Origin of the sequence: Mesorhizobium sp. CC13 (assembly GCF_039907765.1) — a bacterium.
Taxonomy (GTDB): domain Bacteria; phylum Pseudomonadota; class Alphaproteobacteria; order Rhizobiales; family Rhizobiaceae; genus Aminobacter.
Window position 1 is genome coordinate 76,762 of the sequence record NZ_JARDJI010000015.1, and the last position, 13,970, is coordinate 90,731.

At 65.4% G+C, this 13,970-nt stretch carries 15 protein-coding genes and 1 pseudogene; 5 read left to right on the forward strand and 11 right to left on the reverse strand.

The genetic code is table 11. The annotated features are described in order from the left end of the window. Positions 1–35: 35 nt before the first annotated feature. The 7 genes and pseudogenes from PV773_RS18615 to PV773_RS18645 all read right to left on the reverse strand — a co-directional run bounded on the left by PV773_RS18615 (position 36) and on the right by PV773_RS18645 (position 3,779). Positions 36–350: a metalloregulator ArsR/SmtB family transcription factor gene (locus tag PV773_RS18615; RefSeq protein WP_347967786.1), complete on the reverse strand. Its 315-nt coding sequence runs from the start codon at positions 348–350 to the stop codon at positions 36–38. A 165-nt stretch (positions 351–515) separates the two neighbouring features. Then, positions 516–932, reverse strand: a pseudogene (locus PV773_RS18620) (hypothetical protein). 10 nt (positions 933–942) lie between these two features. After that, positions 943–1,365: an arsenate reductase (glutaredoxin) gene (gene arsC, locus PV773_RS18625; RefSeq protein WP_347967787.1), complete on the reverse strand. Its 423-nt coding sequence runs from the start codon at positions 1,363–1,365 to the stop codon at positions 943–945. Next, complete coding sequence (arsB, locus tag PV773_RS18630) at positions 1,365–2,426, reverse strand: ACR3 family arsenite efflux transporter (protein WP_347967788.1); 1,062 nt, start codon at positions 2,424–2,426, stop codon at positions 1,365–1,367. The genes arsC and arsB overlap by 1 nt, the downstream gene beginning before the upstream one ends. A gap of 2 nt (positions 2,427–2,428) precedes the next feature. Next, entirely contained in the window at positions 2,429–2,956 is a 528-nt protein-coding gene (locus PV773_RS18635) for an arsenate reductase ArsC (protein ID WP_347967789.1), read from the reverse strand. Beyond that, a complete protein-coding gene (arsN2, locus tag PV773_RS18640) occupies positions 2,953–3,435 on the reverse strand; it encodes an arsenic resistance N-acetyltransferase ArsN2 (protein WP_347967790.1) in 483 nt (160 codons plus the stop codon). Before arsN2 ends, PV773_RS18635 begins: the two co-directional genes overlap by 4 nt. Continuing rightward, positions 3,432–3,779: a metalloregulator ArsR/SmtB family transcription factor gene (locus tag PV773_RS18645; protein WP_347967791.1), complete on the reverse strand. Its 348-nt coding sequence runs from the start codon at positions 3,777–3,779 to the stop codon at positions 3,432–3,434. The genes arsN2 and PV773_RS18645 overlap by 4 nt, the downstream gene beginning before the upstream one ends. A 42-nt stretch (positions 3,780–3,821) precedes the next feature. Here PV773_RS18645 and PV773_RS18650 point away from each other — a divergent pair, with 42 nt between their 5' ends. Both PV773_RS18650 and PV773_RS18655 read left to right on the forward strand, forming a co-directional pair. Continuing rightward, positions 3,822–4,370, forward strand: a complete 549-nt coding sequence (locus tag PV773_RS18650; RefSeq protein ID WP_347967792.1) for a DUF6428 family protein — start codon at positions 3,822–3,824, stop codon at positions 4,368–4,370. A 123-nt stretch (positions 4,371–4,493) separates the two neighbouring features. Next, positions 4,494–4,850 (forward strand): cupin domain-containing protein, encoded by a 357-nt coding sequence (locus PV773_RS18655; protein WP_347967793.1) that lies wholly within the window; start codon positions 4,494–4,496, stop codon positions 4,848–4,850. A gap of 170 nt (positions 4,851–5,020) precedes the next feature. On the opposite strand, the gene PV773_RS18660 is transcribed toward PV773_RS18655, so the two are convergent. Continuing rightward, a complete protein-coding gene (locus tag PV773_RS18660; protein WP_347967794.1) occupies positions 5,021–5,896 on the reverse strand; it encodes a hypothetical protein in 876 nt (291 codons plus the stop codon). Between the two features lie 422 nt (positions 5,897–6,318). Here PV773_RS18660 and PV773_RS18665 point away from each other — a divergent pair, with 422 nt between their 5' ends. The 3 genes from PV773_RS18665 to PV773_RS18675 all read left to right on the forward strand — a co-directional run bounded on the left by PV773_RS18665 (position 6,319) and on the right by PV773_RS18675 (position 10,871). Next, positions 6,319–7,758 carry a hypothetical protein gene (locus PV773_RS18665; RefSeq protein WP_347967795.1) on the forward strand — a complete coding sequence of 480 codons (1,440 nt, stop codon included), beginning with the start codon at positions 6,319–6,321 and terminating at the stop codon, positions 7,756–7,758. A gap of 204 nt (positions 7,759–7,962) precedes the next feature. Then, positions 7,963–9,789, forward strand: a complete 1,827-nt coding sequence (locus tag PV773_RS18670; RefSeq protein WP_347967796.1) for a GNVR domain-containing protein — start codon at positions 7,963–7,965, stop codon at positions 9,787–9,789. Between the two features lie 251 nt (positions 9,790–10,040). Beyond that, the gene (locus PV773_RS18675; protein ID WP_347967797.1) at positions 10,041–10,871 is read left to right on the forward strand and encodes a sugar transferase; all 831 of its coding nucleotides are present in this window, start codon (positions 10,041–10,043) and stop codon (positions 10,869–10,871) included. A 70-nt stretch (positions 10,872–10,941) separates the two neighbouring features. Here PV773_RS18675 and PV773_RS18680 read toward each other — a convergent pair whose 3' ends face one another. The 3 genes from PV773_RS18680 to PV773_RS18690 form a co-directional block, all read right to left on the reverse strand. Continuing rightward, positions 10,942–11,172 carry a hypothetical protein gene (locus tag PV773_RS18680; protein WP_347967798.1) on the reverse strand — a complete coding sequence of 77 codons (231 nt, stop codon included), beginning with the start codon at positions 11,170–11,172 and terminating at the stop codon, positions 10,942–10,944. Between the two features lie 189 nt (positions 11,173–11,361). Beyond that, positions 11,362–12,780 carry a polysaccharide biosynthesis/export family protein gene (locus PV773_RS18685; RefSeq protein WP_347967799.1) on the reverse strand — a complete coding sequence of 473 codons (1,419 nt, stop codon included), beginning with the start codon at positions 12,778–12,780 and terminating at the stop codon, positions 11,362–11,364. 9 nt (positions 12,781–12,789) lie between these two features. Continuing rightward, positions 12,790–13,662 (reverse strand): glycosyltransferase family A protein, encoded by an 873-nt coding sequence (locus PV773_RS18690; RefSeq protein ID WP_347967820.1) that lies wholly within the window; start codon positions 13,660–13,662, stop codon positions 12,790–12,792. Positions 13,663–13,970: the final 308 nt, after the last annotated feature.

Below are 13,970 nucleotides of genomic sequence, written 5' to 3' on the forward strand. Positions count from 1 at the left end.
GTCTTTCCGGGACTATCGAAATTCAAGGCAAAAATCTAAGCGGCGTCGTTCCTGGGCCGGACGCCCGCGTCAGCGCAGCATTCGTCCGCCAGAAACCCGAGAAGTCCGTTCATTGCAGAATAGTTGGCGCGACAGATCAGCGTCGTCGCCTGTCGCTGCTGCGTTACCAGCCCCGTCGAGATCAACCGGTGCAGATGGTGGGACAGCGTCGAGGCTGCGATCCCGATCCTGTCCTGCAAGTGCCCCACGGCCAGCCCTTCCTCTCCCGCGCGAACCAGCGCCCGATAGATCCGAAGCCGGGTCGCATTGCCGAGCGCTTCCAGTTGCGTGGCCGCTGTTTCGACGTTCATGGAAGGACGTTAGCTCGCCCAGACTTCGAGCGTCAATTTCTATTTCGACATCTGTCGAAATATGACGGAGAGAAGACAGTCTTGCGTCGCAGCGCTTGGCCAGGGCCCGGAATCGAATGTCGCCGGAGAGGGTTTTGGGGCCTCTCCGACGACAAACTTGAATGATCAGATTGCCTTGTGCTTCACCCTGGCTTCGAGTTTTTCGGCATCCTCCTTCCGCTCGCTGTCGCGGCTGGTGAGGTAGGTCGAGACATCGCGGGTGAGCACGGTGAACTTGACCAGTTCCTCCATCACGTCGACGATGCGGTCGTAATGGGGCGACGGCTTCATGCGGCCTTCCGGGTCAAATTCCTGATACGCTTTGGCGACGGAGCTCTGGTTCGGGATGGTGATCATGCGCATCCAGCGGCCGGGTCTCCGCGCCGAAATGCTCGAGCAGCCGGGCGGCTTCCTGAGTGAGGAAACGACTGTAGGACCGTTCCCGCAGCGAACCATACAGCATCAGTATCCGCGGCCTGTGAGTGGAGAAGGGCCTCGACAGCTGGGCAGGATCGCGGCAAGCTCGAGCGCTTCCCGTGCCATGTTCGGCAGGTCAAGCAAGACGGTTTCCTTCGGTATCTATCAGCAACTCGCCGTCTTCCTTGTGGAACGGTCCTTTCTGGGGGAGCGGGAGCACCTCGAGAACGACCTCGGAAGGACGGCTCAGGCGTACGCCCCAAGGCGTGACGACGAACGGACGGTTGATCAGGATGGGATGCTCGAGCATGGCCTCGAGAAGGTCGTCGTCCGTAAGCGTCGGGTCGCCGAGGCCCAGGTCAGCATACGGCGTTCCTTTCTGCCTGATGGCATCGCGCACCGTGAGGCCAGCCTTGGAGATCATATCCTTCAGGACTGTCCGCGTCGGCGGGGTTTTCAGGTATTCGATGACCGTGGGTTCGACCCCCGCATTGCGAATGAGCGCGAGCGTGTTGCGGGACGTGCCGCAGTCGGGATTGTGGTAGATGGTGATGTCCATCACGCGGTCCTTTCGCTTTGCTTTGCGGCGGAAACGGCGGATCCCCGCTCGTACCAGCCCTTGCTGCGGTTGACGATCCAGACGACCGACAACATGACGGGCACTTCGACCAGCACGCCCACGACGGTCGCGAGCGCGGCACCCGAGGTGAAGCCGAAGAGGCTGATGCCGGCCGCGACGGCGAGTTCGAAGAAGTTGGATGCACCGATCAGGGCGGAGGGACCCGCGACGCAGTGCTGTTCGCCGGAAATGCGGTTGAGCAGATAGGCGAGGCCCGAGTTCAGATATACCTGGATCAGGATCGGGACGGCCAGCAGGCCGATGATCGCGGGTTGCGCGATGATCTGTTCGCCCTGGAAGCCGAAGAGCAGGACCAGCGTTGCCAGCAGGGCCACGAGCGACAGCGGCTGCAGGGTGTGGAGCAGGCCGTCGAGCGCCTTCTGGCCGCCGGAGGCAAGGAGCCGCCGCCTGACCGCCTGCGCGATGATCACCGGAATGATGATGTAGAGGACCACCGACAGGACGAGCGTGCCCCACGGAACCGTGATCGCCGACAGGCCGAGCAGCAGACCGACGATCGGCGCAAACGCGACGACCATGATGGCATCGTTGAGCGCCACCTGCGACAGCGTGAAATGCGGTTCGCCCTTGGTCAGGTTCGACCAGACGAACACCATCGCGGTGCAGGGGGCCGCGGCAAGGATGATCAATCCAGCGATGTAGGAGTCGATCTGGTCGGCGGGCAGATACGGACGGAACAGCCAGCCGATGAAGAGCCAGCCAAGCAGCGCCATCGAGAACGGCTTTACCGCCCAGTTGATGAACAGCGTCACGCCGATGCCACGCCAATGGCGGCCAACCTGGCCCATGGCGGCGAAGTCGATCTTGAGCAGCATCGGAATGATCATGAGCCAGATCAGCACCGCGACTGGAATGTTCACCTTCGCGATCTCGGCCCCGCCGATCGCGTGGAAGACCCCCGGCATCAGGTGGCCAAGGGTGATGCCCGCCACGATGCACAGCGCGACCCAGAGGGTCAGGTAGCGTTCGAATGTCGACATGATCAGGCTGCGTCCGTCTTCTTGGAGCTGGCCCCTTCGATCTGCCCGATGGCTTTCAGGTGATGCTCGAGTGCCATCTTGTCGATGGAAGCGTGCGGAAGGTTCACGAATGCCATGATCCGGTTCTTCAGGAACCTGGCTGCGGTGCTGAAGGCGCGCTCCTTCTCGATGTCGCTGCCTTCCACGTTCGACGGGTCCTCGATGCCCCAATGTGCGGTCATCGGATGGCCGATCCACACGGGGCACGCCTCGCCAGCCGCATCGTCGCAGACGGTGAAGATGAAATCCATTTCCGGGCTGCCAGGAGCGGCGAACTCGTCCCACGATTTCGAGCGGAAGCCCTCGGACGGATAGTCGAGGGCAGCCAGGACCCTGAGGGCGAACGGGTTCACAGCGCCTTTCGGCATGCTGCCTGCGGAGTAGGCGTTGAAGCGGGCCGCACCTTCCTTCTGGAGGATGCCTTCGGCAAGGATAGAACGGGCTGAGTTCCCAGTGCACAGGAACAAGACGTTGTAGACGCGGTCGGTCATGGGGCGGTCTCCGTGTAGTTCGAATCCGTTCGGTTGGCAGGCGGCTCGGGAAGGCGGGTCATGAGCATGGCCGCTGCCGACGGGCAGAGCGACGAAGCCTGCTTCGTTGCAAGGATTTCGACGGGCGCGGCTTGGCGTTCAATTCTCTGGAAGCCGACGCTCTCGAAGAATTCGGCCGCCGAAGCGGTCAGCAGGTAGGCTTCGTGTGCGCCAAGATCCGACGCGCGCCTCAGGAGCAACGTCGCGATCCGCCTGCCGATGCCTTGGCCGCGGACTTGAGGGAGGACGACGATCGAGCGGAGGAGGACAGAGCGTCCGTGTGCCTCGAAGCCGCCGAAACCAGCGATTTTTCCGTCCTCGGTGAACCGGAAGAACTGGCCGCCGCTTTCCGTGAGATCGTCCGTCGGCAGCTGCTCTGCCTGAAGCGCGGCAGCGAGCTCGGGCTCGGTTGGCGCGACCCGTTCGATGGCGAGCGTCATTGCACGGAGTCCGCAGGTTCGCAGCATGAGGGGGCAAGTGCTGGCTGGCAGATGGCCGGGTTTCCCGCGCAGCAGTCTTCCATGAGAAACCGGATAAGGCCGCTCAGAGCCTGGAATTCCGCGGAATAGACGATCGACCTGGAGTCGCGTCTCGCCGCCACCAGCCCGCCGCGCTCGAGTTCCTTGAGGTGGAACGAGACATTCGATGCCGAGACCCCGGCGGCTTCGGCGATGGTGCCCGCCGCCATGCCGTCCGGACCTGCCTTCACGAGCAGGCGAACGATTTTCAGCCTCGTTTCCTGCGACATCGCCCCAAATGCGATCAGCGCTTGACGTTCATCCATATTTCAACAATCCTAGAAATGTTAAAACGAGGAATAACGCAGATGCTGACCCCTGACAACCGTGAATTCGTGACGACGGCCGATTTCGGAAACGACGGCATCTCGATCGGCGAACTCCTGGCATCGCTCGGCGAACACAAGGACAAGCCATTGGTGTTCGACTACGACGGCCGCTCGGTGAAACCCGGGTATCATGTCACTGAAGTGAAGGCTGGTTCCTTTGCCGCGCTCGATTGCGCAGCCAACCCGGAGTCATGGACGGAGATATTCATCCAGCTGTGGGACGTGAACGAGGATGAGCGCGATCACATGTCGGCAGGGAAGTTCGGTGCCATCATCCGCAAGGTCACGGAACACCTCGCCCTTGACCCACCGGCAAAGCTGACGTTCGAAGTCAGCGACGGCATTGCTCCGATGCAACTGCACAAGGCTTCCGCGCCGACCATTCTCGACGGTAAAGTCCGGGTGGAGCTGTCGGCGCGAGCCGCGAGCTGCAAGCCGCGGGACCGCTGGCTGGTTAAGCAGTCAGAGGTAGGTGTTTCGTGTTGCGGCGACGGCGTTGCGTCGTCAACGCAGCCTTGTTGCGGCTAGCCGTCAGTCCGGATGTGCTCGTTCAAACCCCGATAGACAGGCGAAAATTATCGATAGGAAACTAAGTTGCCCATAGGTGATGCGTCGGGTATTCAGAGGCGTCTGAAAAGGGAGGACGTTACCATGGTGCACAAAACCATCCTGAAGTTCGGCCAGGTGGAAGACGCTGACCCCAGCGATCTGTCAGGCTGGGTGGTGATCGAAGGAAGCCCGACGATGAAGACCGCCGTCCAGCACAAGACTCGGGACGGCAAGGTTCTGTCGGGGACATGGCAGGCGACTCCGGGCACCTATCACGCGAGCTACACCGATTACGAATTCGTCCACATGATCTCTGGCCGCATCGTCATCACGCCTGACGGCGGCGAGCCCGTCGAGGTTGGGCCGGGCGACGCCTTTGTCGTGGAGGCGGACTTCAAGGGCACCTGGAAGATCATCGAGCCGGTGACGAAGCACTTCGTCGTCACTCTCGGGTCGTAGGAGTCCGCCAGCCGAGATGGACCTCCGTTTCGCCCGCAGCGATCGGTCCGAAACAAAAGGCCCCGGCGGCTAGCCGGGGCGGAGATCATTCCAGGCCCTTGTGTAGCCGCAGATCTCGTTCATCCGTTTCCTCGATCGGATCAGCGGGCGGGACATTTCGGAACCGGGCGCTAGGCGGCCTGCACGACCAGCCGCCTGCGTTCATGGGTCTTGAACAGCAGGACCAGGCCGAACAGGAAGGCGGACACGACGGCCGCCGCATAGGGCAGTTGCGGCACCGATTCCGCCGGGAAGACGAAGGGCAGCAGCGGGAAGGCATAGGCTGCGGGAATCCGGGCGGAGAAGACCCTGAGGATCAGGTAGACGATGGCCATGTCGAAGGCCGCGACGAGGACCCAGCTGTCGATATTGAGGTAGAGCAGGGTGCCGATTGTGGCCGACAGGGTCAGGACGGCGATCTGCTTCATTGCCATTTTGGCCATGTACATCGGCATCTGCAGCGATTCGTAGACCACGACGGTGATCGGCGGGATGACGGCCATCTGCGGATAGCCGGCAGCGACGGCGACGCCGATCCAGATCAGGTGCAGCGCCAGGAACACCAGCATATACCGGTAGTTGACCGGAGCATTGCGCGGCACGCCCTTGTTCAGCCTGAAGACGAGCACGCCCAGCATCAGCACCAGCGTGGTGGCGAAAATGGCGATCAGGAACGAGGCATGCGTCGCGTTGGTGACGATCGGCAGCACGCCGGTGGCGAGCGACGGCGCGAAGTTGGACTTCATCAGGCGCAAGAGCGCGGCCATCAGGAACAGCACCAGGACGAGCTTGGCGACGTAGGGGATGTCGAGCAGGTTGACCGAGAAGCCGATCACCGCTGTGGCGGACGGCGCGATGAAGATTTTCTCGGGCTGCCGCACCCATCCCTTCTCGCGATAGGCCCACAGGGCGACCGCCATGGCCGCGATCTCCGGGAGGATGATTTCGGCGTCGCCGACGACGGCGGCGGCAAGCACCATCGCGACGATGAACCCGATGGCGAACAAATATGAAAGAGCTATGCCTCTTTCTTCGAAACCGGCCTGAAACACAATTACCTGCCTGACCCGCCGGCAGCGCCGACGGCCAAAATAGATCTTCAGCTATTCTTCCGGGGATCGAAGGGAAGACTTTCCCGCGGAATGTGGGTGCTCGGGAATCGGGCGTCAACGAGACGTTATGACGCTTGGAAGGTATGGGCAGGGCAAGCCGCTGGTCGATCCGAGCGGGCCGGGGCCATACACCGGTTACCTCCTTTTGGCTGCTTGCGGGACACCCCGTCATCCGCCGCATGATCGGCGGGACGCAACGACGCTCGGCAACGGCGATGCCCGGTCACGCAATTGTCCCATGCCCATGCCGCCGGCAGCCTGGCCGCGGGCGGGCGCGTGCCGTGGCCGCCTGCGACCGCAAACGGGGACCCTGATCCATGCAACCGTCGCTGGGCGGCCTCATCGTTTGCGCGGGCGTGCTGCTGGCCGGCTACCTCGCGCGCGGGACGCTGATCGTCAGCCTCATCGCCTCGCTGGCCTTCGGCGCGACCGCGGTCGCGTCGGTGCCGGCGCTCGGCGGCTCGTCGCCGCTGATCTACACGCTGTTCGCCGCGATGCTGCTGACGGCGGTGGCGGGGCGCCGGCGGATATGGCGCGATCTCGGCACGGTGTTCGGCAGCATGCGGCCGCTCTGGGTCCTGGGCAGCCTCCTTGTCTACGCCGCCGTGGGCGCCTGGCTGTTCCCGCGCCTGTTCGCCGGCCTGACGAGCGTCTTCGTCCAGTCGAAGCTGCGCCAGGGGGTGATCGAAACCGTGCTCGAGCCGGTTTCGGCCAACATCTCCCAGACCGGCTATTTCCTGCTCGGCGGGTTCACCACCATCGCGCTGTGCGTGCTCTTGCTGAACGAGAAGCGGATGGTCCAGGTGCAGCGCGGCTTCATGCTCTGGTGCGGCCTGCATGCCGGCATGGGGCTCGTGGACATCTTCGCGAAGGTCACCGGTGCTGGCGACGTGCTGCAGCCGATCCGGACGGCCAACTATGCCATGCTCACCAATGCCAGCGAGGCCGGCTTCTTCCGCATCGCCGGCGCCTATTCGGAAGCCTCGGCATTCGGCACCGCGTCGCTGGCGTGCCTCGCCTTCACCTATACCTACTGGCGCAAGACGGGCGCGCGGCTCGCCCGGTGGCTTTCGGTGCTGCTGCTCGTGCTCCTCATGCTGTCGACGTCGTCGACGGCCTATGCCGGCCTCGCCATCCTGCTCGTCCCGGTCGCCTACGCGCTGTCGCGTTCGATCCTGTCGGGCCGCCTCACCACCGACGAACTGCTCATCCTCGCCGCCCTGGTGGCGATGGCCACCGCAGCGCTCGCGATCGAACTCCACAGCCGCGGCTTCTTCGATCCCTTCTTCCGCCTGATCGAGGCGACGGTCACCAACAAGGCCCAGTCCGCGTCGGGCCAGGAGCGGGCCTACTGGAACGTCAAGAGCTTGCAGGCCTTCACCGACACGAGCGGCCTGGGCGTCGGCTTCGGCAGCTCGCGGGCGTCGAGCTGGGCCATCGCGGTGCTGTCGCAACTCGGCCTCATCGGCGCGCTGACCATGGCGACGCTGGTGGCAGTCATGGTGCGCGGCATGGGGACGCTGCGGGGATGGATCGACGGCGAGACCGAGGCGGTGGTGGCGAGCGTGCGCGCCAGCACGCTGGCCAGCATCGTGGTGGGCTCGCTGGTCAACGGAAGCGCCGATCCGGGGATGATCTTCTTCATCGGCCTGGCCGTCGTGATGGCGGCGCGCATGCATGCCAGGCGCAACCGGCGAGCCGCGGTGCGGTCGTCGGCTGCTGCGATGGCACTCGGCCGGCCCGTGCCGATCGCCTAGACGAGGTGCCGAAGGCGTACGCGTATACTCCGATTGGCGGCGTTTACGCCGCCACCGGCAGGGCTAAGCTTCGATGGGGTCAATTCCGGGCGCGACGCTCATGCCGCATCTCAAGACACCCGCCATGGCCGGGTTGGATTTGAACCGGGCACCGGTCCATCCGGGCGCTCCGGGCCGGGAGCGCGTCCGCCACAGGGGTCGGCAATGGACAATCGCCTGACGTCCGGATGGCCGCAGGCCACCGATCCTCATGATGCCGGCGAGCGCGAATTCATCAGTTTCGCCGACATCTGGGCGTTCCTGAAACAATATGCGCGCATCATCGCCGGCTCGGTCGCAATGGCTGTGTTCTGCGCCTGGTTCTATCTGGCGACGACGGATCCCGTCTACACCGCCATGACGCAGATACTGATCGAGCCGAAGATCCCGCAACTGCTGCAGCAGCAGCAGACCGAGGTGAACCTGACCCTGGACACCGCGCAGGTCGAGAGCCACATCGCGGTGATGCGTTCGGAGAAGATCGCCAGCATCGTCATCAAGGAACTTGGCCTTCAGGACGATGCCGCCTTCAGGGCGCCGCCGCCGACGATCCTGGGACGCTTCGCCAAGCTGGGTCGACTGGCGGCCAACCGGATCGGGCTCGACGGCGAATGGCTCTTCGGGGGCAGCAGCGACCAGGCAGGGACTTCGGCCCAGCTCACCGATTTCGAGCGCGAACGGCTGACCATGTGGGCGTTCAGCGACAACCTCGACGTCCGCCGGGTTGGCGTCTCCTATGCGATCGCCATCGCTTTCCAGTCGCCGGATCCGGACATCGCGGCGAAGGTCGCCAACGCGACCGCCGACGTCTTCGTCCGCGAACAGCTCGAGACCAAGGCCGCCGCGGCGCGCGAAGGCGGCAGCTGGCTGGAGGATCGCCTGAACCAGCTCCGCGCCCAGATGAACGAGGCGACGCAGATCGCGCAGGAATTCCGCGCCAAGCACGACTACGACGTCGTGCCGCGCCCGGACGGGAGCGACGGCAGTGCCGGCGCCAGCGCGCCCACCCTCGAAGAGCTGGAGGTGACGGCCGACACCTACCGCAAGATGTATGAGAGCTTCCTCCAGGCCTACACCAATTCGGTCAGCCAGCAGTCCTATCCGGTCGCCGATGCGCGGGTGATCACCGAGGCGACACGGCCTCTGGTGCCGAGCGCGCCGCGGCGCAAGCTGACGTTGGCCTTCGGCGCGCTTGCCGGGCTGATCTTCGGCGTGGGGGCGGCCTTCCTGCGGCATATGCTCGACCGGACCGTGCGGTCGGCCAAGCAGTTGCGGGAGGAATTCGGCCTCGAGTGCCTCGGCGAGCTGCCGGTCCTCTCCGGCAGGGGCGCCTCGGGAACGCTCGACGCGGTGGCGCTGACGCCGTCCTCGGCCTACGCCAACAGCCTGCGGCACGTCAAAACCGCCATCGGGCTCGCCGATTCCGCCCGCTCCCTGCACTGCATCGGCATCGTTTCGGCCCTGCCGTCCGACGGCAAGAGCACCTTCGCCAGCAACCTCGCGATGCTCTACTCGATGTGCGGCACGCGTACGCTGGTGATCGACGCCGACATCTTCCATTCGGTGCTGAGCCGATACCTGCTGCCCCAGCACGCGACGGCAGCCCCCGGCGCGGTTGGCAGCGGGCCGATAGAGCAGCACATCATGCTGACCAAGAACGCGACGTTCGACATGCTGCCGAGCCATGTCGTCGACGCCCGCGGCCTGCTGGGGCCGCGAAACATGCGGATCCTGATGCCGGAGCTGCAGGCCTACGACTTCGTCGTCGTCGACCTTCCGCCGCTGACCAGCGGTACCGACAGACTGGCCACGGCGGCTCTGTTCGACGGCGTGATCGTGGTCGCCGAGTGGGGCAGGACGCCCGTCGACCTGTTCGGCGAGCTGGTCAGGTCGCTGCACGCGAGCAAGGCCTCGATCATCGGCGTGCTGCTGACCAATGCGCGCTCCGGGTCGACCGCGACCTACGGCCGTGGCTTCGACAACGCGCGCTGACGCTCGTCGTGGGGTTCGCGGCCGCAGGCTTCATCGCCAAAATCGGAAGATCGACCGGGGCGATCCGATGGCTGATTGGCAGATGCGGGGTAGGGGTCGCATCCATCGATCATGCCGGGCCGGCCTGCGGCTAATGCCTTAGGCTTAGGGGGGAGTGTTGGCGCTTTACGCCGTACGACCTTTGCCGTTCTTGCACGCAGATGCCCGTGGCTGGGAAGCTATGGCCATGAATGCGACCATCCGGGGCAGCCATGGCGATCAATGCTCTAGGTAAGCGAACACCGCGCCGCAACTTCGTGCACGGCCTGAAGGATTGGGTGCGTGCCCATTCCCGACGTGAGCTTGCGGCGCGGCGCGGCAATGCCTGGGCTTCCCCGTCGGCTTCCCCTTCCTTCGACAAGCCGGCCGAGCCCGCGCCGAACGGCCAGCACCACCCGCTGGCGGCGACGCTCGCCCTTCCGCCGGCACCGCTGGGCGGCGGTTCGAAGCGCATCCTCGACCTGGTGGTCGCCGGCTGCGCGCTGGTCCTGGCGGCACCGATCATGCTCTTCGTGGCGCTTGCGATCCGGCTGACCACGGGAGGGCCCGCACTCTATTCGCACGTGCGGGTCGGTTTCCGCGGGCAGCCATTCCACTGCTACAAGTTCCGGACGATGGTGACGGATGCCGACGATGTGCTGCGCGCCTATCTCGTCAGCGATCCGGAAGCCGCCAGGCAGTGGCAGGAAAACAGGAAGCTGAAATGCGACCCGAGGATCACCTTCCTCGGTCAGCTGCTCAGGAAGTCGAGCATCGACGAGCTGCCGCAGCTGTTCAACATCCTGCGCGGCGAGATGAGCTGCGTGGGGCCGCGGCCGGTGATGGCGGACGAGCTCAGCCGCTATGGCGAGGCCGCCGGCGACTACCTCTCGGCCAAGCCGGGGCTCACGGGGCTCTGGCAGGTGACGGGACGGAGCTGCACGGACTATGCCAAGCGCGTCGCGCTCGACAGCCACTACGTCCACAACTGGTCGCTCTCGGCCGATCTCGCCATTCTGGTGCGCACTGTCTTCGCCGTCATCAGGTTCGGCGAGGCATCCTAGTTGTCGCTTGTTGTCGACGCTATTCCGGACGGAAAACCGCTTCCGGCATCTGGAGTTGCTCTGGCGCCGGTCAGTGGCTGCCGGCGCCGATGCGCCGCCACAGGTTCGCCAGGCTGAGCCCGACGAGATAGGCGCATTGCAGGGCCAGGACCGGAAACAATACCTTGGGGAGCAGCGGGCCGTCGAGCAGGAAGCCCGTTGCCAGCGCGGTTGCGGCCGTCGCCGCGAGCAGGGCCGGCACGCGAAAGCTCAACCCCAGCAGGACGCCGAATACGCTGACAGATACAATGCTCCAGAGCACGTTCGCTTCCTCCCTGGCGAATCATTGCATGGCGCTGTCCCACAGTGAAACATCTAGCCGCGGCGGCTAACAGTGATTTTTCCGCTTTTCCAACGTCGCGGGCCACAGCAGCTGGCCGCGCGGTGCCGGCTGGCCACTACACGCGCCGCCGTGCGGGCCCTATCAGGATGGTCACCCACGCTGGGCGGGCTACTGCGTCTCGCCCGCGTTGGCGGCCCGGTCCACGCCGGCGAGCGGCTGCGCCGTCGCCTCGGCTTCGGGCAGGGGCGTCGCCGATGTTTCGCCCTCCACCGGCAGGGGCAGGCCGCCGTCGTCGAGCGCCGGCAGCGGGATCTTCACCTTGACCGTGTCGCCGGGCTCGACCGGCATGGCCTCCGTGGCCGCCACCTCGACCGACTTGCCGTCCGCCGCTGGCCGCACGATCGTGTAGATCGGCTCGATCTCCTCGTTGCGCGTACGCATGGCGAGAAGCCGCGGCGCGGTGACCTCGGAGTCGTGCAGCAGCTGGACGGCGGTGTCGGCCTTGCGCGCGATGTCGTTGATCTGCGACTGCGTCTCGCGCAGCGATTGCGACACCTCGGTCATGTGCTGGTTGTTGAGCGCCAGGATGGTGATGTCCGCGCGACTGATCTCCTGCCTGGCGCGGAACACCGCCGTTTCCGCCGACAGCCGGTCGCTGCGTACCTGGGCCAGGCTTCGTTCCAGCGCGATTTCGCGGGGCGCGGCCGACAGGCCCTTGTCGACCAGCGAGGACACGCCCGCGAGCTCCTTCTGCACCAGCGCGATCTGCTCGTCATAGAGTGCGAGCTGGCCCTCCAGCGACGACAGCTCCTTGTCCAGGAAGTCCTTCAGGTCGTTGAGCGCCTTGATCTGCGTCGCCAGGCCGTCCTTGCGGGCACGGAAGACCAGCACTTCCTGTTCCATCGCGAGCGCGACGGAGCTGTCGTCCTTGCGGCGCATGAGCTGGTTGGGAAACGCGATGTCCTCGTTGTCTGCCAGCTCGGCCTGGAGCCGGGCCTTGCGGGCCAGCAGGTTGACGTTGGCGAGCGCCAGCAGGCTGATGTCGCCGCGGCCGGTGATGACCTCGCGCTCGAGCCGTGTGGTGTTGTCGTCCTCGCGGGTGCGCACGCCGCCGGCAATGCTGACCGCCTGCAGCACCGTCAGTCCCGGACGGTAGGGGAATTCGCCGGGCGTGGTCACCTGGCCGGTGATGTAGAAGGGCCTGAACTGCACCACCTCGACCGACACGTCCGGCGAGCGGCCGAGGCCCATGCGCTGTTCGAGCATGTTGCCGATCGCCACGCCGAGCGCGCCCGGCGCCTTGCCGGCGGCGTCGATCTCGCCGGCGAAAGGCAACGCCAGCTTGCCGTCGGCGCCGACGGTGAACTGGTCGTTGAGCGCCGACCATTCGAAGATCACGTCCTTGGACGCCCGCCATTCGTAGATCTTGAGGCGGACCTTGTCCTGCGGGCCGAGCAGATATTCGGCCGCCCGGGCCTGGCCGAGGCAGAAGGAAGCGGCGGAAAGGGCGAGGGCGGCGGCGAGCGCGATCCTGCCGCACGTGCCCGAACCCGACCTCGTTGCACTGCATAGCGGTGAAAGCTGCATGTCCTACCCCTAGATTCTCAGGATGTATTCGGGCTCGATGCGTCCGGTGACGACATGGGCCATTGCCAGGAGATTGCCGCGGAGCCTGCCGCGCCGATCGACATAGGGCTCCGGCCGCAGGCTGCGGACGATGTTGGCGGCGACGTTGCGCGCCATCAGCGGTAGCGCGAAGCTCGCCGGCACCGTGCCCTTGCGGATCAGGTAGACCGGGTTGACGACCTGCGAGTAGCCGAAGCGGACGCCGCTGACCCGCCCGGCCTTGAGGCCGAGATGCACGCCGACGATCGAGGAGATGCCGACCACGCGGCCGCGCGCGCGCAGCTGGCTGGTGAAGTCGATGTCCTCCTGCCAGCCATAGAGCACCAGCCGCTCGTCGAAGCGCAGGCCTCCGATGCATGCCGCTCGGATCGACATGTTGCAGCCATAGGCGCCGACATGGTCGGCGATCTCCGGCACGGCCGGGGCGGACGACTTGGCTTCCGCCAGCGCGGCCCTGGCCTCCTGCCAGTCGACGCCGGCGTTGCGGGCGCCGTCCATGACGGCGTGGCCCATGATGACGGCAAAGTCGGGATGCTCCGCGAACCCCGCCTCGACGCGCTCCAGATAGTCGTCGGCGGGCACGAAATCGTCGTCGAGGAAGGTGATCACGTCGAAGCGCCCGCCGGCATGTTCGAGCGCGGTGTTGCGCTGGGCGGTAAGGCCCTTCCTGCCGAAGACGGGGACGACCCGAAAGCGCGCCACCGGGGGGATATCGACATGCGTCGCGTCGGGCGCCGAGACCACGACCTCGTCGGGCGGCCGGGTCTGGCGCTCCAGATGCGCGAGCAGTAGGGCCAGCTGCTCGCTGCGTCCGAGCGTCGGTATCGCCACCACCATCCTCATGCGCAATCCCATGCCGTGGTGTTGCCCGGCTCCGGGCAGATTCATCCGTGTCGAGCCTAGAGGGCGCGATGCCGGCGGGCAGCCTGCAAAAAAGGAGCGCCGGGGCCGGCGCATGCGCCGTTGGAGGTATGCAGCGGGACCGGGCGAGGTACGTTCCGTACCCCTTGGGCATAGACGGCCCGGCAACCCGATTGGCCAACTTGCCGGGCCGCCGGCGCAATCGGAGACTGTCGGGCAATCCGCGGCTTCGAGAGTTCGACCTCATGCGCCACGCAAGTCCGACCGAACTGGTCACGGCCGAGCAATTC

What these genes read in the sequence shown, in the direction of transcription:
- PV773_RS18655 (WP_347967793.1), top strand. Translation starts at nt 4,494, where the DNA reads ATGGTGCACAAAACCATCCTGAAGTTCGGCCAGGTGGAAGACGCTGAC.
- PV773_RS18615 (WP_347967786.1), bottom strand. Translation starts at nt 350, where the DNA reads ATGAACGTCGAAACAGCGGCCACGCAACTGGAAGCGCTCGGCAATGCG.
- PV773_RS18635 (WP_347967789.1), bottom strand. Translation starts at nt 2,956, where the DNA reads ATGACCGACCGCGTCTACAACGTCTTGTTCCTGTGCACTGGGAACTCA.
- PV773_RS18685 (WP_347967799.1), bottom strand. Translation starts at nt 12,780, where the DNA reads ATGCAGCTTTCACCGCTATGCAGTGCAACGAGGTCGGGTTCGGGCACG.
- PV773_RS18650 (WP_347967792.1), top strand. Translation starts at nt 3,822, where the DNA reads ATGCTGACCCCTGACAACCGTGAATTCGTGACGACGGCCGATTTCGGA.
- PV773_RS18670 (WP_347967796.1), top strand. Translation starts at nt 7,963, where the DNA reads ATGGACAATCGCCTGACGTCCGGATGGCCGCAGGCCACCGATCCTCAT.
- PV773_RS18665 (WP_347967795.1), top strand. Translation starts at nt 6,319, where the DNA reads ATGCAACCGTCGCTGGGCGGCCTCATCGTTTGCGCGGGCGTGCTGCTG.
- PV773_RS18675 (WP_347967797.1), top strand. Translation starts at nt 10,041, where the DNA reads ATGGCGATCAATGCTCTAGGTAAGCGAACACCGCGCCGCAACTTCGTG.
- PV773_RS18690 (WP_347967820.1), bottom strand. Translation starts at nt 13,662, where the DNA reads ATGAGGATGGTGGTGGCGATACCGACGCTCGGACGCAGCGAGCAGCTG.
- PV773_RS18645 (WP_347967791.1), bottom strand. Translation starts at nt 3,779, where the DNA reads ATGGATGAACGTCAAGCGCTGATCGCATTTGGGGCGATGTCGCAGGAA.
- arsN2 (WP_347967790.1), bottom strand. Translation starts at nt 3,435, where the DNA reads ATGACGCTCGCCATCGAACGGGTCGCGCCAACCGAGCCCGAGCTCGCT.
- arsC (WP_347967787.1), bottom strand. Translation starts at nt 1,365, where the DNA reads ATGGACATCACCATCTACCACAATCCCGACTGCGGCACGTCCCGCAAC.
- arsB (WP_347967788.1), bottom strand. Translation starts at nt 2,426, where the DNA reads ATGTCGACATTCGAACGCTACCTGACCCTCTGGGTCGCGCTGTGCATC.